Source organism: Agromyces luteolus, assembly GCF_009729855.1.
Taxonomy (GTDB): Bacteria; Actinomycetota; Actinomycetes; order Actinomycetales; family Microbacteriaceae; genus Agromyces; species Agromyces luteolus.
In genome coordinates this window covers 470,908-497,356 of record NZ_WODA01000025.1, presented here as the reverse complement: position 1 = coordinate 497,356, position 26,449 = coordinate 470,908, and the positions used below count along the sequence as shown (strand labels likewise).

The window sequence follows — 26,449 nt, the reverse complement described above, 5'->3', positions numbered from 1 at the left end:
TGGAAGTCCATCGTCACGAAACCATCAAGAATCCGCCCGAGTGGTTCACCGGTGATGTCTGGCTGGACGCCGTCGCGGCACCGAACGGAACCGGCCAGCAGGCGAACGCCGGAATCGTCCGCTTCGCTCCAGGCGCCAGGACGGCATGGCACACGCATCCCGGGGTCAGACGTTGCACGTGCTGGAAGGGATCGCGCTCGTGCAACCGCGAGGCGGCGCCGTCGTCGAAGTTCGGCCGGGCGAGACAGCGGTCTGTCCTCCGGGGGAGGAGCATTGGCACGGGGCTGCGCCGGATAGCTTCATGACCCACCTCGCCGTGTGGGATACGCTCCCCGGTCAGCCGAGCGCGGTCTGGGGGAACCACGTGACCGACGCGGAGTACGGCGCCCGGTAGCCAGCCTCGACGCTCGGGTGCTGGACCCGCGGGCTGCTCAGTGACCGGCGTTGGTCAGCGCCGATACGGCGTCCGCCTGCTCCGTCGTCAGTTGCACGTCAGCCGCTGAGGCGTTGGCCTGGAGTTCGTCGACGGATTCGGCGCCGATGATCACGGATGCCACGGCCGGACGGGAAAGCAGCCAGCTCAGGGACACCTGTTGCATGCCCATACCCCAGACGCGGGCGAGCCGTTCGAGTTCCCGTGCGACCGCGATCTCGGTCTCGGTGAAACCCGTGCCGCCGAAGCGTTGGTCACCGGAGATGCGCCGATCCAGGACGGCCAGGTCGGCGAGCAGGCCTCCGTGCAGTGGTGCATACGGCACGATCGACGCGGCGAACCGTTCGCACGCCGCGGCCAGTTCACGCTCCGCGGTCCGGTCGAGAAGGCTGTACTTGACCTGGGCGCAGACCGGTCCGGACCTGAGCCGCGCGCCGTCCGCGATCCACAACGCCTCGGTGAGCTGCCAGGCAGGATGGTTCGACAACCCGACGTAGCGGAGTTTCCCCTGTCGGATCAGGTCGTCGTAGACGGCGAGCGTCTGTTCCAGGGGCGTGTGGGGGTCGGGGAAGTGCGCGTAGTGGAGATCGATGTAGTCGGTACCCAGTCGGCGCAGGCTCTGCTCGACCTGGCGGATCACATACCGTCGCGACAGGCCGGCGTCTGGATTGAACCGCCGCTCGCCGCACTTGGTGGCGAGGACGACCTCGTCGCGGCGACCGGCGAGTGCTCGGCCGAGGATCTCCTCCGCGGACGCCCGCTCGCTCGAGGGAGGCGCGCCGGGCCTGTCGAACGTCGGCGACGAACCGTACACATCCGCCGTATCGAAGAAGTTGATCCCAAGATCGAGCGCCGCGGAGACGATACCGGCCGCATCTGACGCTGTGGGAGCGACCCCGAATGTGGCGGTTCCCAAACCGATCTGGGAAACGCGTACGCCGGTCGGGCCCAGCCTGCCGTACTTCATGGGAGGAGCCCCCTCTCCGGGCCGACGGCGCTCCGACGTCCGCCCGGACTCAGCATGTCAGCGAACCCGCTCGGCGGTAAGGTCGCGTCGACTCGGAATTCAACCTGCCCTCCTCGTCAGCTGCCCAGGCGGGTCAGCTCGTCGTCGGTGAGCCGCAGGTCGACCGCGCGTGCGGAATCGACGATGGTCTCAGGGCGGGAGGCTCCCGGGATCGGGATCATCGTGGGCGCGAGCGACAGCTCCCACGCCAGGGCGACCTGCTGCGGGCTGATACCGCGCTCGGCGGCGATCTCTGCGAACGCCGGGTTCACGCCTGCGATGGAGCGGCTGCGACCGATGCCGCCGAGCGGGTTCCACGGCAGGAACGCGAGCCCGAGTTCGGCGGCGAGCTCGAGCTCGGATCGCGAGTCCTGGTGGGCGGGGGAGTATCGGTTCTGCACCGAGACCAGGCCCTCACCCAGGATGTCGCGGGCGACGCGGATCTGATCCGTGGTGACGTTGGAGATGCCCGCCGTCTGGATCACACCGTCCGCGAGGAGATCCTTGAACGCACCGATCGAGTCCTCGAACGGCACGGCAGGGTCCGGGTCGTGGAACTGGTAGAGGGCGATGCTGTCCACGCCCAGGTTTCTCGCCGATATCCGCGCCGCGGTCTTGAGGTGCTCCGGCGTGCCGTTGTTGACCCAACTTCCGTCAGCGGGCCGCTGGAAGCCGCCCTTGGTCGCGACGACGACGTTCGATGTGTCGTCCCGGTAGCTGCGCAGCGCCTTCGCGATCAGGATTTCGTTGTGGTTCGTCTCGTCTGTTCGCGACCGGTAGGCGTCGGCGGTATCGATGAGTGTCACGCCTGCGTCGAGCGCGGCGTGAACGGTGCGAATGGCGCGGTTCTCGTCGGGCCGGCCGTCCAGTGACAGCCACATTCCGCCCAGGCCGATCGCACCGACCTCGAACGAGCCGATCTTCCGCGTGAGCATACGTGGTCCTCCCGATGTGCTTGCGTGACGTTCGGCTCCATCGTGACGGCGAATCGAACGGCGTGGGAGGCCCGGACCAGACCCCCCAGGCCTTCGCGGCGTGAATCTCGATTCGACACCTGTGGCACCGCGTCTCCGTCGACGGATGAATCGTGCGCCAGGTCCTTCACGGCGGTGCCGGCTACCCGGTCGAGCCTTCCATCCGCGCGGCGCGCGTGACATCCTGCGGATCACCGGCATCGAGCGTTCGTGCCCGTCGGTCCTCCGCCCATGCGGGCAGCAGAGCGAGGCGGTCGGCGTCGGGGGTACCGGGCTCGGCGCTGTACGTCACGATCGACAACCCCTTCTCGCCGGGCAGTTGCCAGCCGTCATATGTCACCTCGATCGCTCCGACGCCGGGGTGATTGAAGGTCTTCACCCCGCTGCGATGCTCGTGGACGTCGTGCTCTGCCCAGTCCTTCCGGAACTGTGGGCTGCGTGCCGACAGCTCGCCGATCAGTGCGGTGAGTTCCTCGTCGAGCGGGTTCCGGCCGACTTCGAGTCGGAGCATCGCGGCGGTCATCCGGCGCGCTTCCCCCCAATCCGCGTAGAACGTGCGGGCGCGTGGATCGAGGAAGGTCGTGCGGGCGATGTTCGGGCGAGCGTCGGTGTCGAAATGGATGTGGTACAGCGCGCGTCCGGCCTCGTTCGCACCGACGATGTCGTGTGGCGCGTTGTACACGATCGCCGGCAGGGCCATGCTGTCGAGCACCCGCTGCACCGACGTGCGCACGGACCCCGGAGGACGCATCGGCCGGGAGGAGACTCGCGGGGCGGATGCGCGACGAGCGAGGTCGAACAGGTGGGCACGCTCGATATCGTCAAGCAGCAGGGCCCGTGCGATCGCGTTCAGGACGCTCTCCGATGCGCCGCGGATGTTTCCCCGCTCAAGTCGCGTGTAGTAGTCCAAGCTCACATCGGCGAGCATCGCCACCTCCTCGCGCCGCAGTCCTGGCACACGCCGGTCTCCTCCGCCGTCGGGCAGACCAACCTGACCGGGTCGCACCTGGGCGCGCCTGGTGATCAGGAACTCGCGGACCTCGTCCTTCACCGTCATGACCTCACCCTAGGCATGCTGTTCCACGACGCGGGAGGCTCTGCCGCGGCCCCCCACCCACGTCCGCCCCTCGCGGTCCGAAACGCGAGAACCGGAATGGAGTGGCGAGCATCGTCGGCGCCATCCTGTCAACCGGTGATGCTTGCCTGTGAGCGCGCGCGGCTGGCGCGCGCCCACGTCCGCGGTGGCGGGGTGAGTTCGTGGTCGCCGGAATGGCGGAAGGCCTGGAGCATGTATTCGCCGAAGCGTCGCCAACTCTTTGTCGCAGCGTGTCCCATGCCGCGAATGATGCCCGCGTTGGCGTTGATCAGCAGGTAGAGGTCGCTGTGGTCGAAGTCCTCGCGAAGGGACCCGGCCGCCTTGACCCGGTCCACCAGGGCGATGCTGGCGTCGAGAGCGCGAGAGATCTCGCTGCGGAACAGGGCGGTGGCGTCGCGCGGGCGGAGGATGAGTTCGCTGAACGCGAGGTCGGCGGCCTGCTGCTCGAGCATGAAGAACACGTAGTCCTCGAATGCCTCCCAGGGCGCGGTTCGTGCGTGTTCGACCGCCTGCTCGGTGCGGTCGGCGTACCGCGCGATCTTCTCCTCCATCACCACGGTGACCAGTTCATCCACTGTGGGGAAGCGGCGGTAGATCGTGCCGACTCCGACACCGGCGACATCCGCGATGTGCTCGAGCGTGACCGCGGTGCCCTCTTCAGCGAACACGCGTCCGGCGGCGCAGATGATGGCCTGCCGGTTGCGTTCGGCATCCGCCCGCAGCGGCTTGGGTTCGGCAGTCGACGGCTTAGTCACGTCATCATCTTACCGGATGTGGAATAGTCCTTCCAGTTGTGTGGTTGACTCTTGAAGTGGAGCAACGGTTCCACTAAATCGATCTCGTGATCGCAGGAAGGCAGGAAGACATGAAGGCTCTGGTGTTGAAGGACTTCGACACGGCTCCCGAGGTGGCAGAGGTGGATCTGCCCGAGCCCGGTGCCGGTGAGGTGCGGGTCCGGATCAAGGCCGCGTCGATCAACGGATTCGACGTCGCGGTGGCGGGCGGCCGTCTGAAGGGCATGATGACCCACCGGTTCCCCGTGGTCGTCGGCAAGGACTATGCGGGCGTCATCGACGCGTTGGGTCAGGACGTGACGGAGTTCGTGGTCGGTGACCGGGTATTCGGCGTGGTCTCGAAAGAGGACCTCGGCGACGGCTCCTTCGGCGAGTACGTGACCGTGCCCGTCGCGACCGGCATCGCCCGCATCCCGGAGGGAATCGGGTACACGGAGGCTGCGGCGCTGGGCCTTGCCGGCACGGCGGCGGCGGATGCGTTCGATGCCGCGGCGATCGGTGCCGGTCAGCGGGTGCTGGTCGCCGGGGCGACCGGAGGCGTCGGCCAGCAGGTGGTGCAGCTCGCGGCGAAGGCCGGTGCCGAGGTGGTCGCCACCGCGACGTCGGACGAGGAGGTCGCGAAGGTGCGTGAACTCGGCGCGGCCTCGACGGTCGATTACCGCGCGGATGTCGCCGCGCAGGTGCGCCAGCTCCACCCGTCCGGCGTGGACGCGGTGCTGCACTTCGCCGGCGACCCGGCGGCATTGGCATCGATCGTGAGGGAGGGTGGGGTTCTCGTCTCGACGTTGGTGATGGACCCTGCGCAGCTGCAGGTCGAGGGCGTACGAGTCGTCCCGATCTTCGCGCAGTCCACGAACGCGACACTGGAGCGCATCGCCCGCGATCACGCCGAGGGACACACGGCCGTGACCGTGCAGCGCGTCTACACACTCGACGAGGCGCCCGACGCGCTGGGCCACTTCGCCGCTGGCACGCTCGGCAAGCTCGTGCTGGCCATCAACTGACGCTGACTCGCGACGGTGTGCGGGCCGCAGTGCGGCCCGCACCATCGCGCGACGGAAGGACCACCCATTCATGGAACTCGGAATCTTCTCCCTCGGTGACATCTACGCACCCGGCGGCGACACGGCCGCGTCTCGCACGGACGACATCACCTCGTACGGCGTCGCGGCGGAGCGGGCGGGGCTGGACGTCTTCGGGGTCGGCGAACATCATTCGCGGCAGTTCGCCGTGTCATCGCCGGCCGTGAACCTCGCCGCGATCGCCCAGGCGACCGACCGGATCCGACTCACCACGACGGCGTCGGTGCTGTCGGTCCTGGACCCGGTCCGGGTCTACCAGGACTTCGCCACGCTCGATCTCATCAGCCACGGCAGGACGGAGATCTACGCCGGGCGAAGCGCGTTCGCCGAACCGTTCGCCTTGTTCGGTGAGAACCTCCACGACCTCGATTCACTGTTCGCGGAGAAGCTCGAACTGCTGCTCCGGCTCCGCGATGAGGACAGCGTGACCTGGGAGGGTGCGCACCGGTCGCCGCTCGTGGACGCCGCGCCCAATCCGTCGGCACGTCCAGACCTGCCGATCTGGGTGGCCGTGGGTGGCACCCCGTCCAGCGCCCAGCGCGCCGGAGCGCTCGGGCTGCCGATGGCGCTCGGGTTCATCGGCGGCACTCTGGACCACGCGAAGCGTCTCGTGCAGCTCTACCGCGCCGCGGGGCGGGCGGCCGGTCACGGCGATGAGGTGCTGAAGGTCGGCATCACCAGCCACTTCTATGTCGGCGAATCGCAGGAGACCGCACTGGAGGAGTTCTTCCCGTACTACCAGCGGTACCTGGCCCCGGAGACCAATGGTGGTCGCGGCTGGCGGGTCGACCCTGCCGGGGCGCAGATGCTGACCGCGCGCCGGGGCGCGCTCATGGTCGGCGGACCCCGGGAAATCGCGGAGAAGATCCTCGACCTCCGGGCAGAGCTCGGCGCCGACCGCTTCCTCGGGCAGGTCGACCTCGGCGGACTCCCTCGCACGATGGTGCACGACTCCATCCGCCGCTTCGGGGAACGGGTCGCCCCGGCAGTACGACAGGTGCTCGGGTCGTGAACGTCACGGTCTTCGGCGCGACCGGCGCCATCGGGGCACTCACGGTCGACGAACTCCTCGAGCGTGGGCACGCCGTCACCGCCTACGTCCGCAACCCCGCCAAGGTCCCAGACCGCTGGGCGGGAGCAGTGTCGGTCGTGGTGGGACAGATCGACGACGCCACTGCGATCGACACCGCCGTCGCCGGATCCGACGTCGTGGTCAGCGCCCTCGGCCCGAGCATGGACCGGCACGCCACGGGGCTGCCACTCGTCGAGGGCACGGGCCACATACTCACCGCCATGCGTCGCCACGGCGTCACCCGGTATATCGGCCACGGCACCCCCAGCATCCTCGATCCGCGTGAAAGACCCACCCTGCAGACGCGCCTCATCCGCTTCCTCGGCCGCACCTTCCTGCCACGCGCCTACGCCGAACTCATCGGCATGACCGACCTCGTGATGCAAGCACGAGTGCGCTGGACGATCGTCCGCTTCACTGCCCCGAAGGACACCCCCAAGCGCGACGCCCTCCGCGTCGGGTTCTACGGGCAGAACTCGATCGGGTTCGCGATCAGCCGCGCCGACATCGCCGCGTTCACCGCTTCGCAAGTCGTCGACGACACCTACCTCGACGCCGCCCCCGCCATCAGCAACTGAACCGAACGAAGGAACCCCCATGGATATCGCTCTCTGGATCGCCTCCGGCATCCTGGCCGCCGCCTACCTCGCCGCCGGCCTGATCAAGCTCATTCGCCCGAAGCCGCAGCTGAAGTCGATGCTGCCCTGGACGGAGGACTTCGCGCCCGCGACGATCAAGCTCATCGGCGCCGTCGAGCTTCTGGGCGCGGTGGGTCTCATCGTGCCCTGGGCGACGGGCATCCTCCCGGTGCTGACGCCGTTGGCCGCGACAGGACTCGTGATCGTGCAGGTCAGCGCCATCGTCACGCACGTGCGGCGCGGGGAGGCCAAGGTCACCCCGTTCAACGTCACAATGCTCGCCGTGGCCCTGTTCATCGCCATCGGCCGATTCGTGCAGCTCGCCGGCGTCTGAGCAGCCCAGTCGAACGCGACCCTTGGCGCGGCGGCGGACATCGTGCGGGATGAAGACGCTCGCCCGGGCTTCCGCCGCGCCGAGTCTGCGCCAGCTTGATCGATCGTCAGGAGCGATCGGCTGAGAGCAACATTCCGTTCGCGTCGCGGGCGTCGTCGTCGACCCAGATCAGTCCGAGGGGTTCGTCGACGTCACCGCGCGAGTCGACCACGGTGGTCCTGTAGCCGACACGCCACCGATGGTCCGCCCCCGCGCTCCACGGCAGCGGAGTCGGATCCTCGATTCGGTCGACCAGTTCGACCACCGCCCACGCCGGAGCCATGAGGCCTGTGTGCTCCGGGGCGAGGAGGATCCTCGCGCCGACTCGCAACGGCGCCCGGAGGACATCCCCGGAGGTCATCGACGGAAGATGAACTCGGCGTGCTCCTGCGCCTGGTGCAGATCCCAGTAGGCCGCCGCGATCTCGGACGCCGGCGCGGTCGGAAACCCGGGGACCGACGCGACATCGATCGAGACATCGATTCCGACGTGAACCGCGTACACGCCGGAATCGGCCAGCTCCAGGTTGAGATTCATCGCCCAGTTGCGAAGCGCCGCCGCGGCGGCGTTGACGTTCGCGATCATCGGAACCGGGTTCACGGATCCCGCTCCCGTGGTGAACAACAGCGTTCCGGCGCCGGCTTCCTTCATCGCCGGCAGCACCGCCTGCGCGGCCGTCATTGCGCCGTAGAGTTGCGCTTCGATCTGCAGCTGCGTGTTCTCCGGTGTCATTTCCGACGGGGTTGACAGCACCGTCTCGTCCTGGCCCTTGGCGACGGGGGAGAACTCGAGGACGTCGATTCGACCGAACTCATCGGCAGCGGATGCGAGCGCCTGCCTGAGCGCCGACCGGTCGAGCACGTCGGCCGGAAACGCCGCAGCGGTGATCCCGTCGACCTCGAGTTGTCCCACAAGGCGATCGAGCGTGCCCTGATTCCTGGAGATCAGCGCGACGTCGAAGCCCCTGGAACCGAAGGTTCGGGCGATCGCAAGGCCGAGTCCCGGACCGGCGCCGACGATGGCAATAGCTGGCATGATTCCGTCATTCCCTTCACAAATGGAACGGGCGATCCGTTTCCGGGACGAGCCTAACATAAATGGAACGGGCGGACCGCTTAGTACGATGGTTGCCATGGAATTCCCGGAGGTGCGGAAGGCATCGACGCGCGAGGGCGCGGCCGAACGACGGGCTGACGCCCAGCGCAATCGACAGCGGATCCTCACGGCTGCTCGAAGGCTGTACGCGACCGAGGGCTTGGGCATTTCGATGGCGGCGGTCTCCCGCGAGGCGGGAGTCGGCAAGGCCACGCTCTTCCGCCACTTCGCGACCGTTCCCGATCTGGTCAGCGCGGCGTTCGCAGAGCAGATGGACGCGTACGTGCTCGCCACGCAGGAGGCTCTGGCCGAGGACGACGCCTGGTGGGGCTTCATCCGCTACGTCATCACCGTGTGCGAGATGCAGGCCGGCGACCGCGGATTCGCCGACGTGCTCACGACCGCGCTTCCCGGATCAGCGGACTTCGAGGCGCGCCGCGTCCAGGCGTACGAGGGCTTCCTCGAGGTGGTCGAACGAGCCCGCAGCACCGGTCACCTTCGAGACGACTTCACGTCCCAGGACCTCATCCTCGTGCTATTCGCCAACGCCGGTGTCGTCGCCGCAACGGCATCCGAAGCGCCCGAGAGCTGGCGCAGGCTGATCGGGCACCTCATCAGGGGATTCGCCGCAGAGGGGGCGCCCACGCCCTCGCTGCCAACGCCTCCGGATGACGAGGCCTTGTATCGAGCCATGACGCGCGATGCGCCCGTGGCGATCCGCCGACGTTGAGAACGGGTCTCAACGGAGCGATGGGAAGTTCTGGTCGCCTCGAATGCTCGCGATGCGCTTCGCCACTGCCGTCGCGGCGTCGTCGACCCGGGCATTTCCGGATACGCGCACGTCTTCCGAGGCCGCCCCGAGCGGACCTGCTCCGCTCCCGAGGGCGCTGAACATGTTCAGATCGCGCTCGCGTCCGCGGGGCGGAGAGATGCGGAGCACGGTGAGCCCGATGCCGTGGTTCGCCGCAGTTGTGGGGAACTTCGCTTGACCTGAACTGTTCAGCGAGTGACAAGTTCTGCCTGAACGCGTTCATGTGGCTCAAGAATCCGCGCTCCTCACGCGCCTTTTCGGTGCGGACCGGCAAATGTCAAGCATCAAAAGCAGTTCGCCGATTGCTATTGACGAACGCCGCGACACCGGGAAGAGTGGCGGCCGAACGGATTGAATCCATTCAAGTTGTTCAATCCCGGCTGTGTTCCAAACCCTGCAACCCGCCACGAAGGAGTGCGAGTATGAGCATGTTGTTGATCGCCGGAGCCGGAGGGGGCCGTCGTGGACGGCGCTCCCGGTCGGGATCGAGCGCGGTGATCGCGCCATGAGGAAGGTCCTGATGACATCACTCGTGGCGGCCGGCGTGGTCGCCCTGTCGGCGCCGCTTGGCGCGGTGACGGCTTCGGCTGCTCCACCGTCGGAGCGACTCGCCGTGACCGTCGAGGGACTCAGCGTGAACGGGCGCGCCGACCAGCCAATCGACCTCGGGACCGGTCGCCCGTTCCTGTCCTGGATCATGACGTCGGAGGACACCGAGGGCAATCCCTGCTTCGACGGCTCCGTGGCCGGGGCGTGCGCGCTGGATCGTCAGACCGGCTACGAGATCGAGGCGGCTTCGAGCGTCGCGGCGCTCGAAGCCGGCGACCTGCTGTGGGATTCCGGCAAGGTCGACTCCGACCAGCAGGGCAACGTCGCGTACGGCGCCCCGGATGCCCTCGAGTCGCGCGATACGGTCGCGTGGCGGGTGCGCGTCTGGGATGCGCTCGGCAATCCCTCCGCGTGGAGCGACCCGTCGACCTTCACGGTGGGGCTGCTGGACCAGGACGACTGGGGTGACGCGCGCTGGATCGAGCAGGCTGGGCGGACCGAGTCCGACCCGCTGCCGATCTTCGCCCGCCAGTTCGACCTGGCCGTGGGCAAGACCGTCGACCGGGCGCTGTTCTACCTCTCCGGGGCCGGGATGCACTACCCGACGGTGAACGGCCAGAGCATCACCGACGAGCACATGGCACCCGGGAACACGAACTACCAGCTCTCGACGGAGTACCGGGCCTACGACATCACGTCGGCGCTCGAGGCCGGCGAGAACGCCGTGGGCGTCGAGCTCGGGAACGGCACGGCCTACGTCCGGCGTTCGATCCACAACCCCGCGGTCGGCCGCACCTCGCCCTACGCGTGGTGGCAGAGCCAGATCAAGGGCTCCGGCACGCTGGTGGCGGATGCCCCGGCCGGCGCGACGAACGTCCTGCTCAGCAGCACGTCGAACTACCACGTCGGCGGCACGATCAACATCGACACCGGCGACGGCGGCGACCGCCTCGAGTCCCGGGTCATCACCGGGATCGGCACGGCCGGCCCGCTGGGAACGGGGATCTCGTTCGAGCCGGCGCTCGACGAGGCGCACGCCTCCGGTGCACTGGTGACCGCATCGGGCAACAACATCGCCGCCAGCGACCCCAGCGCGGGTGCCGCGGTCACACCCCGCATGATCGGCCGGATCGAGGTCTCCTACACGGACGGCAGCACGGACGTCATCGTCTCCGATCGGAGCTGGCGAGCGGCATCCGGTGCCCTGGTGACCGACGCGTGGTTCGCGGGCGAGGACTTCGACGCCCGCCGCGTGCAGGTCGGCTGGAACGAGCCGGGCGCCGATCTGACGGATGCGGCGACGCGGCGCGACGGCACGACGGTGAACTGGACCTCGGCCGGCATCGCGCCGCCGCCGAACCTGGCGACCCAGCTGGTCTCGCGCGCCGGCGAGGGGATCCACGAGGCGGAGCGCTTCACGCCGCAGACCATCACGAACCCGGCACCGGGTACCTGGGTGTTCGACTTCGGTCAGAACATGGCCGGCTGGCCCGAGCTGAACCTGCCCGAGCTGCCCGCGGGGACCCTGATCAAGGTCAAGCCCGCGGAGAGCCTCAACGCGGATGGCACGGTCAACCAGTCCTCGCTCGGCCCCGGTGGTCGCGGTCGAGACCTGTTCAACAGCTACATCACCGCCGGTCTGGCCGGCGGCGAGCAGCACGCGCCGAAGTTCAACTACTTCGGCATGCAGTGGGTCCAGATCGAGGGGCTGCCCGAGGGCCTCGAGCCGACGGCCGACATCGTCACGGCGGTGCGCCTCCAGGCGGGTACGCCCGATGTCGGCAGCTTCGACTCGTCGAACGAGCGGATCAACCGCATCAACAAGATGGCGTACTACTCGATGGCGACGCAGATCATGTCGACCTTCACGGACTGCCCGGGACGTGAGAAGCAGTCCTACCCGGCGGACTACACGATGCCGATGGACGGATTCCACCGGCTCTTCGAGTTCGACGCGTACATGCAGACCACGGAGCACCACCTGGTCGAGGGGCAGTCGCGGGCCGATACCTCGATGTTCGGCAACGTCGCGCTCAAGACCCCGGTCCACGACTGGGGCTACATCGGGCGCTTCGGTGACGAGATCAACTGGGGCAACGGCATCATCCTCGTCCCGGCGTTCCTGTACGAGTACTACGGGGACACCGACACGATGACCCGCTCCTACGACCGGATGGTCGACTTCGTCGACTACATCCGCCGCGAGAAGGCGGGCACGGGCGACGACGAGCACATCGTCAATGCCGCGCTGTCGGACTGGGTGTCGGTCGAGCAGACCGACGGCCGGATCTCGGGCACGTGGGGCTACTACGTCATGATGACCAAGATGGCCATGATGGCGGAGCTCACCGGCCACGACGAGGACGCCGCAGAGTACGCGCAGCTGGCCGAGGACATCAAGGACGCATTCAACGCGCACTTCCTCAACACCTCGGTCGGCTTCTACACGGCCGAGGGCGAGGCCGGCACCGCCGGCGCCACCCAGGCCGCGCAGGCGCTGGCGCTGGACGCCGACATCGTCCCGGAGGAGTACCGCGACTCGGTCACGGCGGAGCTCGTCCGGAACGTGAAGGAGTTCGGCGACGACGATGACCCGCACTTCAGCGCGGGCACCATCGGACTCGCTGCGGTGGTGCGTCAGCTCACCGAGTCGGGCAACGGCGACGTGCTCTTCGACGCGGTGCAGACGGACACCTACCCCGGTTACGGCTACTTCATGCAGTCGACCACGGCGAACCCCGACGGGTTCACCACGATCGGCGAGCGGTGGAACCGCGGTGACTCGAAGAACCACATGATCCTCGCCCAGATCGTCGAGTGGTTCCAGAAGGGCCTCGCGGGCATCGATCAGGCCGAAGGCTCGGTCGGGTACGAGTCCCTCGTGTTCAAGCCGCAGCCGGCCGGCGACCTCACGTGGGTCGAGGGCAGCTTCCAGACGCCCAGGGGCCTCGCCTCCAGCCGATGGGACAAGGCCGACGACCGGCTCACGCTGACCGTCGAGGTTCCGGCGAACACCACCGCCGAGGTGTGGGTGCCGACCGACGGCGACCAGGCCGTGCTCACGCCCGAGCGTGCGACGTTCGAGCGGATCGAGGGCGACTTCGCCGTCTACTCGGTCGGCGCGGGCCGGTTCACCTTCGTGGCCGGGGAGGAAGGGTACGCCGCCCTCGCCGCAGCCGTGGAGCGCCTGTCCTCCGAGGGCGAGCTCGAGGCTCGCCTCGCCGAGAGCCTCGACGCGTTCATCGCGAAGGCCCTCAGCGCCTCCGCCGAGGGCAAGGCCCAGGTCGCCGACAGCGCCCTGCGTTCCTTCCTCAACCAGATCGGGAACGCCAACGCGAAGCAGGCCTCCGAGGCGGCCAAGGCCGAGCTGACGGAGATGGCGAAGGCCCTGCAGGTGATCCTTCGAGAGGAGGGCGGAATCCCGGTCGATCGATGATCTGACCTGCTGCACCGATGCGGGTGCGGGCGCTCAGCGCTCGCACCCGCATTCGCCGTGACGGCGGATGCGGCCGGATCGCGCCTGATTCGGAACGGGCGCGACTCGGTTCAGTGAGCCGTGGTGAGGCGGTGGACCCCGCCGACGACCTGCTCGACACGGCCGTCAGGCAGCACGATCTCCGCATGGAGCCCATCGGGGAGGGCCACGTCGAGTGTGAACCCGCCGTCGTCGGTGTGCCACGCGGCCGAGATCATGCCGTGCCGGCACTCATAGGACGTCTCGGCCCAGGTGATGCCGGGTCCCGGCACCGGCTGGATCCGGACCCGGGTGTAGCCGGCGGCGGCAGGTCGGATGCCACCCACGACCTGGTAGATCCAGTCCGCCACGGCGCCGAGAGCGTAGTGGTTGAAGCTCGTCATCTCGCCGGGGTTGATCGTGCCGTCGGGCAGCATGGAGTCCCAGCGCTCCCATACCGTTGTCGCGCCCATCGTCACGGGATAGAGCCAGGACGGGCATTCCTTCTCCAGGAGCAAGGCGTACGCATCATCGACGTGACCCGTCTCCGAGAGCGCCCATGTCACGAACGGCGTGCCGGCGAAGCCGGTCGTGACCCGGTGACCGGCGTCGCGCACGATCGCGGCGAGGCGGTCTCCCGCGCGCCCGCGGTCCTCGTCGTCCAGTACCCCGAACGCGATGGCGAGCGCGTAGACGGTCGCGCAGTCGGACTTGATGATGCCTCCGTCGACGTAGTGCTCGTTGAACGCGGCCCGCGTACGCTCGGCCAACTGAGTCCATCGCGTGGCGTCCTCGGACTCGCCGATGATTCCCGCGACCTCTGCGGCGAAGGTCGCGGACCGATACAGGCAGGTAGTTGCGACGACGTGGGGATCGGCCTTCGCGTCGGCGGGCTGGTCGGGCGGTGCGTCCGGGTCGAGCCAGTCGCCCAGCTGGTGCCCGAGGTCCCAGAGCCCCGTGGGCGAGATGTAGCGCTGCACCGACGCCAGGTGAAGCTTCATCGCCGGGTAGTGCGATGCGAGGCGGTCCGCATCCCCGTATGCGGTCCAGAGGGCCTGAGGGACCCAGATCGCTGCGTCGCCCCACACCGCCGTCGCTGTCCAGGGCGGCATTTCGAAGTCCTCAGGGAAGGTTGCGTACTTCAGGGCGTCGGGAACGACCAGTGGTACGGCGCGGTCGGGGGAGTGAGCGGTCTCGGCGAGCAGGTCGGCGAGCCAGTTGTCGAGGAAGTCCGCGGAGTCGAACTGAAAGCAGGCGGATGCCGCGTAGGCGGCGAGGTCACCGGTCCAGCCCAGGCGTTCGTCGCGCTGCGGGCAGTCGGTGGGGACGCTGAGGAAGTTGCCCTTCTGGCCCCACACCGAGTTGTGGATGAGCTGGTTCACGAGCGGCTCCGAGCACGAGAAGTGCCCGGTGCGCCGCATCTCCGAGTGCACGACCACCGCCTCGAGACTGTCGGGACTGAGGTCGCCCGGCCATCCGCGGACCTCGACGTATCGGAAGCCGTGGAACGTCAGCGTCGGTTCGAACGTGTCGACGCCGCCGGAGAGGATGAAGACGTCGCGCGCCTCTGCGGCCCGCAGCGGTCGGGTGCCGAGCTCGCCGTCTTCGAGTACCTCGGCATGGCGGATCTCGATCTGCGTGCCCTCCGGTCCTTTGACCGTAAGGCGGAGCCACCCGACCAGGTTCTGGCCGAAGTCCACCAGGGTGCGTCCCGTCGGCGACGTCCAGATCGCGGTGGGCTGGAACGTCTCGTGTCTGAGTACCGGCGGTCCGCTCTGGGGGACCAGCCTCCCGCGTTCGACGTCGACCTCGAGCACCTCCAGTGGCGGTGCAGTGACGTGCCGCCGGCGCGCGTCGATCGTCTGCCCGTTGTACAGGGAGTTGCGCGTCGTGTCCGACGCGGCGGCGGACCAGTTCGCATCGGTGATGATGCGCTGGACAGAGCCGTCCCGGTAGGTGACCTCGAGGACTGCCGCGACCGAGATGACGTCACCGTAATTGGCGTTCGCTCCGGCGAACGCCAGGTCGCCTCGGTACCAGCCGTTGCCGAGCACGAGGTCCAGCCGAACGGCTCCGCTCCCGGTGGCGACCAGGTCTCGTACATCGTGCTCCTGGTAGGGAAGGCGCCACTCGTAGGCGGTCCATCCCGGGTCGAGCACGGAGTCGGAGACGGGTCGCCCATCGATGCGGGCCTCGTACACGCCGTGGGCCGTGGCGCGCAGCACCGCACCCACCACGTCCGAGCGTGGATGGTCGAGGTCGGCCTCGATCCAGAATCGCGGAGCGACGTGGCGGTCTGCCCGGGCCGTGATGAAGTGGGCGTTCCCGAGGGCGTCGAGCGTCATCGTGTTCCTCTCCAGGAGCCCGAGATCGAAGACCCATCCGCTCCGACCGCAACCGGCGCTGCTGCATCCACGGCGATGTCGAGTGTGACGGGCAGGTCGGCCACCGAGAAGCCGACGCGGAGCGCGTAGGCTCCCGGTTCGGTTCGCCAGCCGTCGTCCCAGTGCTCGAAGGCCCGCGCTGCGACCGGCACTTCGACGGTCACGGTCTCGCCGGCGGCCGCCGTGGCCGGGGCGAACCCGGCGAGCCATCGGACAGGGCGGTCGATCTCGGACGGCGAGACCCGCTCGAGGTACACCTGCGCGACCGTCTTCCCGGTTCGGGATCCCCGGTTGGTCAGTCGGATGGCGACGGTCGCGTCCGCACCTTCGGACACCGTCGCCGGCGCGGACGCTGCATCGAGGGTCCAGGTCGTGTACCCCAAGCCGTGGCCGAAGGGATAGGCCGGAGCGGCGCCCGTGCGGAGCCACGCACGACTGCCGACGTGCACGCCCTCCGCGTAGTCGAGGACGCCGTCCGTGGGTCGGGTCTCGCGCACCGGCACGGTCTCCTCGGTACCCGGCCAGGTGACCGGGAGGCGCCCGCCCGGTTCGGCGGCGCCGCTGAGGATGTCGGTGAGGGCGTCGCCGAATTCCTGTCCGGGGAACCAGCTCACGAGGATGGCGGGGACCCCGTGGCGCCATGGCAGGATCACGGGCGCGCCGGCGTTGACCACGACGACGGTGCGGGGGTTCGCTGCGGCGACCGCGCGGACCAGGTCGTCCTGGCGGCCGGGCAGGGCCAGCGAACGGCGGTCGAACCCCTCCGACTCGACCTCCGCCGACGTCGAGACGACCACGACGGCCACCTCCGCATCGGCGGCCGCATCGGCGGCCTCGGCGATGAGCTCGTCGGCGTCGCGGGTCGTGGGCGGGACGCCGACGCCCAGCGACAGCGCATCGGGCATCGCGCCGGCCACCGGGCGGAAGGTCACCGTGACGTCGGTCTCCTCCGACGGGGTCGGGACCTCGACGACCGTGGCCGGCGGGTGAAGGACGGCGGCGGCCGGATCGTCGTCCGGCCCGGTGCGGAGCGCGCCGGCCGCGACCTCCATGCCGTCGGCGGAGACGGCGTAGTCGGCGAGGCCGACGATGCCGAGTCGTGCGACGGGTTGGTCCGTGCCCGGTCGCCAGCGGAAGCTCATCTCCACGCGCGCGGCTCCGACGACGGGGGACTCGGGGTCGAACCCGACGATGCGAGACGTCTGGCGTCGTTCTTCGAGGGTCACCGACCCCGACGCATCCAGGTATCGAACGGTCATGCCCGGCAGCCCGTCGAGCGTGGTGAAGTCCTCCGGCGCGAGGTCGGCGACACCGTGCTGCACGACCGCGCCGAGCGACCAGCTCACCCGGGTGTCCGGCCATCGTGCGCCGATCGCCGCGAGGGGTGCGCTGACCGCCTCCGGGATGACCGTCGCACTGCCGCCGCCCTGGGTCCGTGCGACGCACGCGCCTTCGCCGATCAGCGCGATCGACTGAGGGGACGTCATCGGGAGGAGCCCGTCGTTCTGGAGTAGCACCGACCCCCCGATCGCCGCGGCCCGAGCCGTCTCACGTACAACGCGCGCATCGGCGGGCGCGACGTCCGGTCGTCGCGGGACATCTCGGAGCGCCCCCACGCGCGCGGCGAGCATGAGGAGGCGGTCGACCTTGCGATCGACGGCCTCACGGGGGATGCGCCCGTCCTCGACGGCGCGGACCAGCGCGTCGCCCCACGGGCCGCTCGGGCCGGGCATGGCCAGGTCCTGGGGATGGCGGGCGCTCTCGATCGAGCGCACGGCCGTCCAGTCGCTCACGACGACACCGTCGAATCCCCACTCGTCGTTGAGCGGGGCGGTGAGCAGGTCGTTCTCGGAGGCGGTGCGCCCGTTGATGGCGTTGTAGGCGCTCATCACCAGCCAGCTTCCTCCGTCGACGACGGGGCCCTCGAAGGCGCGCAGGTACACCTCGCGGAGCGCGCGGTCCGAGACGCGGACGTCGACGGTGAAGCGATCGGTCTCGGAGTCGTTGGCCACGTAGTGCTTCACGGTCGCGCCGACGCCGAAGGACTGGATCCCGCGGACGTACCTCGTCGCGAGCACGCTGGTCAGCAGCGGGTCCTCGCTGAACGCCTCGAAGTGGCGGCCGCCGTACGGCGTGCGCTGGATGTTGATCGTCGGTGCGAGGACCACGTCGACCCCCTTGCGCACGGCTTCGCTGCCGAGCCCTGCGCCCACTCGTTCCACCATCGCGGGATCCCAGGACGCGGCGACCGCCGTGGGCGACGGGAAGTTGACCGACGGTGATCGCTCGTCCCACAGGGCGCCCCGGACCCCGGCCGGCCCGTCGGAGAGCACCATGGAGCGCAGCCCGATCGATGGGAGCGGGGTCGTGGACCACGAGTCGCGCCCGGTGAGGAGCGCGACCTTCTCCTCGAGCGTCAATGACGCGCGAAGCGCGCAAAGGTGGCTTCGGATCTCGTCGTCCACGGTGTCGTCTCCACTTCCTCGTCGGACTCGACGACCGGAAAACCGGTCAGCGACATAGTTTCATAGAATCCGCGTCGGTACCATGGCGACATGGCGTCACGTGGTCCCTATGCGAAAGGTCTCGCTAAGCGAGGCGAGATCCTCGATGCTGCACTGGAGGAGTTCGGGCGACGCGGGTACGACCGGACCTCGATGCGCGAGATCGCGCGGCAGACGGGCCTCAGCCAGGCCGGCCTGCTCCACTACTTCAGCACCAAGGAAGAACTGTTCCTCGCGGTGCTCCGTCGCAGGGACGATCGCGCCACGGCGCCAGATGAGGACAGCCACATCCACTCCGTGAAGCGATTGCTCGATGCGGTGGCGCGCAATGCCGGCGAGCCGGGTCTCGTCCGGCTGTTCGTCTCGATGTCGGCCGAGAGCGTCGACGGCGACGGCATGGCCCATGGATTCTTCGTCGACCGCTACCGCTGGCTGATCCATGAGATCGCCGGCGACATCCGTGCGCAGCAGGAGGCTGGGAAGGCCTCGACGGCCATCGACGCCGAGGATGCTGCGTCGATCCTCGTCGCCGTTGCGGATGGACTGCAGCTTCAGTGGTTGCTGGACCCGGACAGTGTGGACATGGCCGATCGGATCGCGAAGCTCTGGTCGATCCTGAAGGTGGCCGAGTAGCTCGTTCTCCGCGGAACGGAGAACGAGCATCGAGCTGTGGTTCACTCCGTAATACAGTTCGATGAGCGGTTTAACCGAGGAGGCCCGCCGATGCCGGTTTTCAACAACCCTGTGGTGCGCGGCACGGAGCCCGATCCGTCCATCACACGAGTCGGGGAGGACTTCTACCTCGCAACCTCGTCCTTCGGTCTCCTGCCCGGAGTCCTCATTCGCCATTCGACGGACTTGGTGAACTGGACCATCCTCGCCGGAGCGATCTCACGGCCGGAGCAGTATCGCAGGGACGGTCGAGAAGGCCCCATCATGCTGTTCGCTCCGACGCTTCGATACGTCGATGGAGTCTTCTACCTTGCCTGCACGAACGTCGCGGAAGGGGGCGGCAACTTCATCGTCCGTGCCGAAGACCCGAGCGGCCCTTGGTCGGATGCTCTGTGGGTGGACGATGAGGCATTCGACCCGTCTCTGCTCTACGACGACGGACGCTGGTACTACACCAGACGCTCGATGCGCCCGCGCGAAGACGGCTTCCTCGGCCCCGTCGTGCAGGCCGAGCTCGACATCACGACCGGCGAGCTCGGGCCGTTCCGGGAACTCACGACCAACTACGGCGGGTTCCAGTCCAACGACATCGAGGGACCGCACCTGTACCGGATCGGCGATTGGTACTACCTCTTCAGCGCCGAAGGCGGCACCTGGAAGGGCCACATGCAGACCTGCGCGCGCAGTCGCAGCCCGTGGGGACCATTCGAACCGGCGCCCCATAACCCCGTCCTGACGCATCGTCACCGCGTGGGTCACCCCATCCAGAGCACCGGCCACGCGGACCTCATCGACGACGAGAACGGCAACTGGTGGGCAGTGTTCCTCGGCACACGGCACGAGAGCGCGGGCGGATTCGCAGTGCACCACAACCTGGGACGGGAGACCTTCCTGGCTCCCGTGTCGTGGACCGCCGACGGGTGGCCCGTCATCGGTCGCGACGGAACCGTCGAGCTCATCCAGGAGCACAGCGCACCACTGCCCGCACCAGCCACTCCACGGCCGACGTCCGCACCCACGTCGTGGATCGAGTACGGCTGGAAAACGGTCGGACCGTCTCCGGACGGCATCAGCGCGACGGAAGCCAGCGTGACGCTCCCTCGCGGCCGTGCTCTCGGCGAGCCTCGGCAGGGAGCACTCCTCCTCGCCCAAACCGAGGATTCGCAGACCTTCGAGGCGACATTGGCGTCAGCGGACTTCGACGGTGCGGGAGTAGGTATCTACAGCGACGACGCCCACTTCTTCCGGCTGACGCTGCGGCGTGGTCGAGACTCGACCATCGAGACCACGTTCACTCGAAGAGTCGATGACCTGCACACCGTCGACCACCGCGTGCTGCCTCCCGCCGACTCCATCACTCTCCGAATCGTCGCCACCGCCGACTACTACCGGTTCGAGGCGGTCCCCGGTGGGCAAGCGCCCGTCGCTATCGGTCAGGGCCGCGCGCGACTGCTCTCAGCTGAAGCGGCGGAGTGGTTCGTCGGAGTCCACTTCGCGGTCCTCGCCGAGGGAAGCGGCGATGTCGTCCACTTCCGTGGTGTCCGGCGGACCTCGGAAGCCCGATGAGGGCCCGAGGCGGGTGGTAATCCGCCGGCCGTTTAGGCCGGCAACGTCACGATTTCGCTTCCGGCGGTCGGTACCACGTCTCGTCGGGGTGCTATCGCCTCTTGACCCGCTCCCTTGAGCCGGAGACCCCGGCGCCCACGGGCGTGGAACGGAGGTCGCGCTCAGCGCGCCGCGGCGGCCCGCCTCGCCGCGACCTCGGTGATGTCGACGTCGAGCGTCAGCAGGGCAGGTTCCTCGTCGAGCGACGCGATCACCTCGCCCATCGGGTCGACCACGAGGCTCGAGCCGATCGAGATCGGTGCGGCCTGGGAGACTGCAGCGACGAAGTACAGGTGCTCGATGGCGCGGGCGCGGGCGAGCACGCGCCACTGGTCGAGCTTGTGCTCACCCGGTACCCACGACGCGCACAGCGCCACGATCTCGGCACCGGCTTTCGCCAGGGCGACGCCGAGTTCCGAATGCCGCACATCGCTGCACGTCATCAGCCCGACGCGCACGCCGTCGACCTCGACGACGGTCGGTTCTGGGTGCTCTGCCGGGGAGATCCAGGCGGACTCGTGGAATCCGTACGCGTCGTAGAGGTGGATCTTGCGGTGGCGGCCGAGCAGCCGGCCGTCGCGCCCGATCACGACGAGCGTGTTGAACGGGCGATCGCCGTCGGGGTGCTGCTCGACGATGCCGGCCACGATCGCGACGCGATGGGACGAGGCGAGGGCCGAGAGCGCGCTGCAGAACTCGCCGTCCACGGGCTCGGCGACCTCGGCGAACGTGGCGTCGACGGCGTGCTTCTCGTACATCGCGTACTCGGGGAACACGACGAGCGTCGACCCCGCGGCAGCCGCGCGCTCGACGGCGGCGCCGATGCGGCGCAGGTTGCGCGCCGCATCGGCGTCCGAGTCGATCTGGGCGAGGGTGAGTCGCACGGCAGCGAGTGCGTCAGCGCGTGGCCGCGGGCTCGGCCGGTGCGGTCGTGTCGACGGCATCCGCCTCGTCGACGGCGAGCTCGGGAGGCAGGCGCCGGAAGCCCTTCGTCACGAGGGCGAGCGTGATGACGCCGAGCGCCAGCCAGCTCACGCCGAGCATGATCGCGTTGAAGTCGAGCTGCGTCAGCAGGTAGGCCGTCACGATTGCGCCGACGATCGGCACCACCAGGTAGAGCACCGGGTTGAGGCGCTCGCCCTCGCGGCGGCGCTTCGCGTAGTAGACGATCACCGCGACGTTCACCATGGTGAAGGCCGTGAAGGCGCCGAAGTTGATGAATGACGTGGACGTGGCCACGTCGAGGAACAGGGCGACGAGTCCGACGATTCCGATGAGCGCGATGTTCACGACCGGAGAGTGGAAGCGAGCGCTGAGCGTCCCGAAGACGCGGCGGGGGAGGGCGCCGTCGCGGCCCATCGCATAGAGCAGGCGGGCGGCGGAAGCCTGGGCGGCGAGCCCCGACGCGAACTGGGCGATGACCAGCCCGGCGATGAAGATCGCCCCGAACGCGTTGCCGCCGATCTGGAGGGCGATGTCGAACGCCGCCGACGAGGCATCCGCGAACTCCCCACCGGGGTGCACGAGCTGCGTGACGTACGAGACGAGGATGAAGACGGCGCCGCCGATGAGCGCGATGAGCATGATCGCGCGTGGCATGTTCTTGCGCGGCTCGATCGCCTCCTCGGTGAACGTCGTGACCGCGTCGAAACCGAGGAACGAGTACGCGGCGATCGCGGCGCCCGCAGTGATCGTGGCGAACGACGAGGTGGGATTGGCGAAGGGCGCGGAGCTCACAAGGCCGGCGGCGCCCTCGTTCGCGATGACCGAGCCGATCGACAGGGCGACGAACACGCCGATGACGAGCACCTGGAAGGCCATCATCAGGTAGTTCGTCCGGTCGGCCACCTTGATCCCGAGGATGTTGAGCAGGCTCGTGACCACGATGAACCCGACGATCCACACCCACGCGGGCACGCCAGGGAACTGCGCCTCGAGGTACGCCGCGCCGATGAGCCAGATGACCATCGGGAGGAAGAGGTAGTCGAGGAGCACGACCCAGCCGACGAGGAACCCGACTCGCGAGTCGATCGTGCGGCGAACGTACGTGTACGCGGACCCGGCGACGGGGTACGCGGCGGCCATGCGGCCGTAGCTCGAGGCGGTGAAGAGCATCGCGACGAGCGCGACGAGGTAGGCGGACGCGCTTGCGCCGCCGGTGACCTCGGCGACGACGCCGAAGATCCCGAGGACGATGAGCGGCGTCATGTAGGCGAGGCCGAAGAGCACGAGCGACGGCAGTCGCAGCGTGCGGGTGAGCGTCGGGGATGGCGCGGACATGAAGACTCCTAGCGGGTGGGGTTGGCGGTGCGCGTGCGGGTGATGCCGGCGAGGGGGGTCGCCCCGGTGGCCGCGGGATGCCAGCGTTCGGGGTCGATGCGGCCGGCGTAGAGGGGGAGTTCGATCGGGGCGTCGGCGGGCCGGAACTGCGACCACATGCGGTTGGTGCCCGCGGTGCCGTGCTCGCGGACCTCGGCGATGCGGTCGAGGTCGAGGTCAGTGACCAGGGTGACGGGATCGCCGTCGTCGGACGCGTCGAGCACCTCGCCGTCGGGGTCGACGACGAGGCTCAGGCCTCGGCCGATCGGGCCGGCGCAGTTGACGCTCAGGGTGAAGGTCTGGTTGACGATCGAGTTGGCGCGGGCGAGCACGAGCTCCTGCGCGCGGTCGGGGGTCGTGGTCTTCACGATGTTGACGACCACCTCGGCGCCCATCCACGCGAGGTGGCGCGAGACCTCGGGGAACCAGGCGTCGTAGCAGATCGAGAGGCCGATGCGGCCGAGGCCGTCGAGGTCGACGGTCACGAAGCGGTCGCCCGGGTCGTAGGGCTCGAACGGCCGCCACGGGAAGACCTTGCGGTAGCGGGCGACGAGGTCGCCGTCGGGCGAGAAGACGAGCGCGGTGTTGAAGAGCTCGCCCTGCTCGCCGCGCTCGCAGATGCTGCCGGGGATGAGCCAGACGCCAGCCCGGCGGGCGAGGTCGCCGAGCGACTGCACGAGCTCGCTGTCGATCGGCACGGCGGAGGCCCGGAGACGCTCGGTGCGCTCGGTGTCGGGCCACGTCTCCGACCCGAACAGGTGCAGCTCCGGGTAGACGACGAGGTCCGCCCGGCCGGACAGTGCGACGACCTCGTCCGCGAACGAGGAACGGTCGGTGCCGATGGGGACCGGGGCCGACTGCTGGGCGGCGATGCGAAGCGTGCGGGGCATGAGGACCTTCCGAGGTTGCGTGGGAATAAAATAGATCAGAATGATCGAATATTGCAAGACCCCGCGTACAGTGAGTTCCGTGAGCTCGCTGCAGTCAACCGATCCGCCGGAGGCCTCCACGCCGGACGCGCACGCGCTGACCGAGCCCGAACTCAGCGGGATCAGCCGGATGTCGGCCGTCGACACCGTGCGTGCTCGGATCGCGCTCGCGATCGACCTCGACCTCATGACAGTGGGGGAGAAGCTGCCGCCCGACGCCCGAATCGCCGCCGCCCTCGACGTCAGTGAGATCACCGTGCGCCGCGCCCTCGAGTCCATGGCCGCGGACGGCGTCGTCGAACGCCGTCGCGGCCGGAACGGCGGCACGTACGTCACCGGCCTGCGCCCGTCGGTGCCGGACAGCGCAGTCGAGGCCTACCGCGCTGATGCCGCCCAGGTGCACCGCCTCATCGACCTCCGCACTCTCCTCGAGTGCGCCCTCACGCACCACGCGGCAGTGAAGGCCTCCGCCGGTGAGCTCGCCGAACTGGCGCAGCACGTCGCGGACGCCGCTGCCGCCGAGAACTGGACGGAGTACCACCGCGCCGACGAGCGCTTCCATCTCGGCATCGCGGAGGCGAGTGGCCTGACATGGGCCCTCGAGCAGTACCGCGAGGTGCTCGTGGAGTTGTACCGCTACTTCATCCCGTACCCGATCGACGTGCTCCACGCGGCGAACGAGGACCACGCCCGGATCGTCGACGCTCTCGCTTCGCATGACCCGGTCATGGCCGTGGACGTCGCGCGCGAGCACGTGCAGCATCTGCATTCGACGATGTTCGTCGGGCAGTTCGAGGAGCAGTACCGACAGGACGGCGGCAAGTAGCGGTCGATCCGCCGCCGCCGCCGAGGTGGATGCGCTGGGAGTCCTCCTAGAGGTCCTTCAGTGCATCCGTCGCAGATCGGGGAGGGGCGGCCGAACGGCGCTCCTCCCCGAGTGCGTTCAGTTGCCGTTCGCCTCGATGGAGACCAACTTCCACTGGTCCCAGGTCTCGAGCCGCTGCTGGTAGAGGTGACGAGCGATCTGCGTGGGGGCCGTGCCGAACAGGACGCGCAGCGGAGGCTGCTCTGCATCGACGATCTTCAGTAGCGCGGGGCCTGCCGCGGCAGGGTCGCCCGTCGCCTGCCCGGAACTTGCCTTCATGCGCTCCGCCATCGCCTGGCGCAGCGGATCGTAGGCGGGCATCTGCGTCGCGTGCACGGCGCTGCTGCCGGCCCAGTCCGTGGCGTAGGAGCCCGGTTCGACGAGCGTGACCTTGATACCGAACCCGGCGACCTCCTGGGCGAGTGATTCGCTGAGGCCCTCGAGCGCCCACTTGGAGGCATGGTATCCGCCGAGGTTCGGGAACGCGCCGATGCCACCGATCGTGGAGATCTGGATGATGTGGCCGGCGCCTTGCGCGCGCAGGGTCGGCAGGACCGCCTGGGTGACGTGGAGGACGCCGAACAGGTTGACCTCGAGCTGCTCGCGCAGCTCCTGGTCACTGATCTCCTCGACCGCGCCGAACAGGCCGTAGCCGGCGTTGTTGACAACGACGTCGAGCCGCCCGAACTGGGCCACAGCGGCTGCGACGGCCGCGTCAACGCCTGCACGATCGGTGACGTCCAGCTGCACGGGAAGGACGGCGTCACCGTACACGTCCACGAGGTCCTGGAGGGCGTCGAGGTTGCGGGCCGTCGCGGCCACCTTGTCACCGCGCTGCAGGGCCGCCGAGGCGAACTGCTTGCCGAATCCTCGGCCTGCGCCGGTGATGAACCAGGTCTTGGTCATTTCTACTCCTCACTTCAAGTACCCCGCGCCACATATGACATCAGGTGACACTTTCGTACCTCAGTGTATAGCATGGAGGCATGACAGAACCGGGAATGGGCGCCACGCTGCGCGAGCGTACGCGTCGGGCCGTTCAGGCCGAGCTGCTCGCTGCCGGCCAGGCGCTGTTCGTCGAGCGTGGCTACGAAGATGTGACGGTCGATGAGATCGCCGCGGTCGTCGGGATGTCGAAGCGCAGCTTCTTTCGCTACTTCGGAAGCAAGGAAGCGCTCATACTCGGCAAGTTCGACAAACAGGGCGAGGACTTCGCTGCTGCACTGGCGAGGCGCCCGCTCGACGAGCAGCCTTGGGTTGCGCTCCGACGGATGTTCGACCCGGTCGTGATGTACATGACCGACGAGGACTCGCGTCGATCGGCGCTCGAAGTGAACCGCGTCATCCAATCCTCGGAGACGCTCCGCGCGGGCTATCTCGAGCGAATGGAGCGCGCCCAGCGTCTGATCGCGATCGAGCTCGAACGCCGCGAAGCCGAGCGTGAGTCGGAGGCGACCGCGCTGCAATTGGCAGCCGTCGTGGCCGCCGCGTTTGCCGCATTGTCGACCGCGAACCGCTTCGCCGAGTCGCAGGGAGTTCCGCTCGCGACGGCATTGGACGACGCCATCTCGGCGATCTCGGGCGGCGAGTTCGCCTGACATACGTCGCGCACACCAGCCTCGTCGACCGCCGTCTCAGGTGACCAGAAACCTGCCGAGAGCGCCCTCGGAGACCAGATTCGGCCCGTATGACTCCGTAGCAGCACGTAGACTTGGGCGCATGAGATCCGCGGAAATCCGCGGAATTCCGCCTCTCGCGGGCCGGCCCCGAATCGCCGAGATCGACTTCAGTTGT

Annotated in this window: 22 protein-coding genes and 1 pseudogene; 11 read left to right on the top strand and 12 right to left on the bottom strand. The window is 68.6% G+C overall.

What is annotated here, in order from left to right:
- Positions 1-145 precede the first annotated feature (145 nt).
- A pseudogene (locus tag GLX25_RS18995) lies at positions 146-235 on the top strand (hypothetical protein); the annotation flags it as partial.
- Positions 236-431: 196 nt separating this feature from the next.
- On the opposite strand, the gene GLX25_RS15955 reads toward GLX25_RS18995, so the two are convergent.
- From GLX25_RS15955 to GLX25_RS15940, 4 genes are all read right to left on the bottom strand, one after another.
- Positions 432-1,400, bottom strand: a complete 969-nt coding sequence (locus GLX25_RS15955) for an aldo/keto reductase (protein WP_155843479.1) — start codon at positions 1,398-1,400, stop codon at positions 432-434.
- A 116-nt stretch (positions 1,401-1,516) separates the two neighbouring features.
- Positions 1,517-2,374, bottom strand: coding sequence for an aldo/keto reductase (locus GLX25_RS15950; protein WP_155843478.1), 858 nt, complete (start codon positions 2,372-2,374; stop codon positions 1,517-1,519).
- A gap of 181 nt (positions 2,375-2,555) precedes the next feature.
- Entirely contained in the window at positions 2,556-3,470 is a 915-nt protein-coding gene (locus tag GLX25_RS15945; protein WP_155843477.1) for a helix-turn-helix transcriptional regulator, read from the bottom strand.
- Between the two features lie 128 nt (positions 3,471-3,598).
- Complete coding sequence (locus tag GLX25_RS15940) at positions 3,599-4,264, bottom strand: TetR/AcrR family transcriptional regulator (protein WP_155843476.1); 666 nt, start codon at positions 4,262-4,264, stop codon at positions 3,599-3,601.
- A 110-nt stretch (positions 4,265-4,374) separates the two neighbouring features.
- Between GLX25_RS15940 and GLX25_RS15935 the strand changes: the two genes are divergently transcribed.
- From GLX25_RS15935 to GLX25_RS15920, 4 genes are all read left to right on the top strand, one after another.
- Positions 4,375-5,307 (top strand): NADP-dependent oxidoreductase, encoded by a 933-nt coding sequence (locus GLX25_RS15935; protein ID WP_155843475.1) that lies wholly within the window; start codon positions 4,375-4,377, stop codon positions 5,305-5,307.
- A gap of 70 nt (positions 5,308-5,377) precedes the next feature.
- Positions 5,378-6,397, top strand: a complete 1,020-nt coding sequence (locus tag GLX25_RS15930) for an LLM class flavin-dependent oxidoreductase (RefSeq protein ID WP_155843474.1) — start codon at positions 5,378-5,380, stop codon at positions 6,395-6,397.
- Complete coding sequence (locus tag GLX25_RS15925; RefSeq protein WP_166548904.1) at positions 6,394-7,035, top strand: NAD(P)-dependent oxidoreductase; 642 nt, start codon at positions 6,394-6,396, stop codon at positions 7,033-7,035. Before GLX25_RS15930 ends, GLX25_RS15925 begins: the two co-directional genes overlap by 4 nt.
- 19 nt (positions 7,036-7,054) lie before the next feature.
- Complete coding sequence (locus tag GLX25_RS15920; RefSeq protein ID WP_155843473.1) at positions 7,055-7,429, top strand: DoxX family protein; 375 nt, start codon at positions 7,055-7,057, stop codon at positions 7,427-7,429.
- Positions 7,430-7,535: 106 nt separating this feature from the next.
- Here the strand turns inward: GLX25_RS15920 and GLX25_RS15915 are convergent, their stop codons facing one another.
- Positions 7,536-7,829: a hypothetical protein gene (locus GLX25_RS15915; protein WP_155843472.1), complete on the bottom strand. Its 294-nt coding sequence runs from the start codon at positions 7,827-7,829 to the stop codon at positions 7,536-7,538.
- Entirely contained in the window at positions 7,826-8,503 is a 678-nt protein-coding gene (locus GLX25_RS15910; RefSeq protein ID WP_155843471.1) for an SDR family NAD(P)-dependent oxidoreductase, read from the bottom strand. Before GLX25_RS15910 ends, GLX25_RS15915 begins: the two co-directional genes overlap by 4 nt.
- A 22-nt stretch (positions 8,504-8,525) precedes the next feature.
- Between GLX25_RS15910 and GLX25_RS15905 the strand changes: the two genes are divergently transcribed.
- A complete protein-coding gene (locus GLX25_RS15905; protein ID WP_205719917.1) occupies positions 8,526-9,293 on the top strand; it encodes a TetR/AcrR family transcriptional regulator in 768 nt (255 codons plus the stop codon).
- A gap of 601 nt (positions 9,294-9,894) precedes the next feature.
- Positions 9,895-13,359: a family 78 glycoside hydrolase catalytic domain gene (locus GLX25_RS15900; RefSeq protein WP_166548903.1), complete on the top strand. Its 3,465-nt coding sequence runs from the start codon at positions 9,895-9,897 to the stop codon at positions 13,357-13,359.
- A gap of 110 nt (positions 13,360-13,469) precedes the next feature.
- Here the strand turns inward: GLX25_RS15900 and GLX25_RS15895 are convergent, their stop codons facing one another.
- Positions 13,470-15,722, bottom strand: a complete 2,253-nt coding sequence (locus GLX25_RS15895) for an alpha-L-rhamnosidase (protein ID WP_155843469.1) — start codon at positions 15,720-15,722, stop codon at positions 13,470-13,472.
- Positions 15,719-18,181: a beta-glucosidase gene (locus GLX25_RS15890; protein WP_240898390.1), complete on the bottom strand. Its 2,463-nt coding sequence runs from the start codon at positions 18,179-18,181 to the stop codon at positions 15,719-15,721. Before GLX25_RS15890 ends, GLX25_RS15895 begins: the two co-directional genes overlap by 4 nt.
- A gap of 135 nt (positions 18,182-18,316) precedes the next feature.
- Between GLX25_RS15890 and GLX25_RS15885 the strand changes: the two genes are divergently transcribed.
- Both GLX25_RS15885 and GLX25_RS15880 read left to right on the top strand, forming a co-directional pair.
- Positions 18,317-18,898, top strand: coding sequence for a TetR/AcrR family transcriptional regulator (locus GLX25_RS15885; protein WP_155843468.1), 582 nt, complete (start codon positions 18,317-18,319; stop codon positions 18,896-18,898).
- Positions 18,899-18,988: 90 nt separating this feature from the next.
- A complete protein-coding gene (locus GLX25_RS15880) occupies positions 18,989-20,503 on the top strand; it encodes a glycoside hydrolase family 43 protein (protein WP_155843467.1) in 1,515 nt (504 codons plus the stop codon).
- Positions 20,504-20,664: 161 nt separating this feature from the next.
- Here the strand turns inward: GLX25_RS15880 and GLX25_RS15875 are convergent, their stop codons facing one another.
- The 3 genes from GLX25_RS15875 to GLX25_RS15865 are packed head-to-tail and all read right to left on the bottom strand — an operon-like array spanning position 20,665 to position 23,751.
- Positions 20,665-21,426: a nitrilase-related carbon-nitrogen hydrolase gene (locus GLX25_RS15875; protein WP_166548902.1), complete on the bottom strand. Its 762-nt coding sequence runs from the start codon at positions 21,424-21,426 to the stop codon at positions 20,665-20,667.
- 13 nt (positions 21,427-21,439) lie between these two features.
- Positions 21,440-22,822, bottom strand: coding sequence for an APC family permease (locus GLX25_RS15870; protein WP_155843465.1), 1,383 nt, complete (start codon positions 22,820-22,822; stop codon positions 21,440-21,442).
- Between the two features lie 8 nt (positions 22,823-22,830).
- Positions 22,831-23,751: a carbon-nitrogen hydrolase family protein gene (locus GLX25_RS15865; protein WP_155843464.1), complete on the bottom strand. Its 921-nt coding sequence runs from the start codon at positions 23,749-23,751 to the stop codon at positions 22,831-22,833.
- 79 nt (positions 23,752-23,830) lie between these two features.
- Between GLX25_RS15865 and GLX25_RS15860 the strand changes: the two genes are divergently transcribed.
- Complete coding sequence (locus tag GLX25_RS15860) at positions 23,831-24,616, top strand: FadR/GntR family transcriptional regulator (RefSeq protein ID WP_205719916.1); 786 nt, start codon at positions 23,831-23,833, stop codon at positions 24,614-24,616.
- A 117-nt stretch (positions 24,617-24,733) separates the two neighbouring features.
- Here the strand turns inward: GLX25_RS15860 and GLX25_RS15855 are convergent, their stop codons facing one another.
- Positions 24,734-25,561 (bottom strand): oxidoreductase, encoded by an 828-nt coding sequence (locus GLX25_RS15855; protein ID WP_155843462.1) that lies wholly within the window; start codon positions 25,559-25,561, stop codon positions 24,734-24,736.
- An 80-nt stretch (positions 25,562-25,641) separates the two neighbouring features.
- On the opposite strand from GLX25_RS15855, the gene GLX25_RS15850 reads away from it, so the two are divergent.
- On the top strand, positions 25,642-26,253 hold the full coding sequence (locus GLX25_RS15850; protein WP_155843461.1) for a TetR/AcrR family transcriptional regulator: 612 nt from the start codon (positions 25,642-25,644) through the stop codon (positions 26,251-26,253).
- Positions 26,254-26,449 lie beyond the last annotated feature (196 nt).

Bases quoted from the DNA above. Each gene is read 5' to 3' on its own strand.
- GLX25_RS15955 (WP_155843479.1), bottom strand. From the start codon at position 1,400: ATGAAGTACGGCAGGCTGGGCCCGACCGGCGTACGCGTTTCCCAGATC.
- GLX25_RS15950 (WP_155843478.1), bottom strand. From the start codon at position 2,374: ATGCTCACGCGGAAGATCGGCTCGTTCGAGGTCGGTGCGATCGGCCTG.
- GLX25_RS15945 (WP_155843477.1), bottom strand. From the start codon at position 3,470: ATGACGGTGAAGGACGAGGTCCGCGAGTTCCTGATCACCAGGCGCGCC.
- GLX25_RS15935 (WP_155843475.1), top strand. From the start codon at position 4,375: ATGAAGGCTCTGGTGTTGAAGGACTTCGACACGGCTCCCGAGGTGGCA.
- GLX25_RS15930 (WP_155843474.1), top strand. From the start codon at position 5,378: ATGGAACTCGGAATCTTCTCCCTCGGTGACATCTACGCACCCGGCGGC.
- GLX25_RS15920 (WP_155843473.1), top strand. From the start codon at position 7,055: ATGGATATCGCTCTCTGGATCGCCTCCGGCATCCTGGCCGCCGCCTAC.
- GLX25_RS15915 (WP_155843472.1), bottom strand. From the start codon at position 7,829: ATGACCTCCGGGGATGTCCTCCGGGCGCCGTTGCGAGTCGGCGCGAGG.
- GLX25_RS15910 (WP_155843471.1), bottom strand. From the start codon at position 8,503: ATGCCAGCTATTGCCATCGTCGGCGCCGGTCCGGGACTCGGCCTTGCG.
- GLX25_RS15905 (WP_205719917.1), top strand. From the start codon at position 8,526: ATGGAACGGGCGATCCGTTTCCGGGACGAGCCTAACATAAATGGAACG.
- GLX25_RS15900 (WP_166548903.1), top strand. From the start codon at position 9,895: ATGACATCACTCGTGGCGGCCGGCGTGGTCGCCCTGTCGGCGCCGCTT.
- GLX25_RS15895 (WP_155843469.1), bottom strand. From the start codon at position 15,722: ATGACGCTCGACGCCCTCGGGAACGCCCACTTCATCACGGCCCGGGCA.
- GLX25_RS15885 (WP_155843468.1), top strand. From the start codon at position 18,317: ATGGCGTCACGTGGTCCCTATGCGAAAGGTCTCGCTAAGCGAGGCGAG.
- GLX25_RS15880 (WP_155843467.1), top strand. From the start codon at position 18,989: ATGCCGGTTTTCAACAACCCTGTGGTGCGCGGCACGGAGCCCGATCCG.
- GLX25_RS15870 (WP_155843465.1), bottom strand. From the start codon at position 22,822: ATGTCCGCGCCATCCCCGACGCTCACCCGCACGCTGCGACTGCCGTCG.
- GLX25_RS15865 (WP_155843464.1), bottom strand. From the start codon at position 23,751: ATGCCCCGCACGCTTCGCATCGCCGCCCAGCAGTCGGCCCCGGTCCCC.
- GLX25_RS15855 (WP_155843462.1), bottom strand. From the start codon at position 25,561: ATGACCAAGACCTGGTTCATCACCGGCGCAGGCCGAGGATTCGGCAAG.
- GLX25_RS15850 (WP_155843461.1), top strand. From the start codon at position 25,642: ATGACAGAACCGGGAATGGGCGCCACGCTGCGCGAGCGTACGCGTCGG.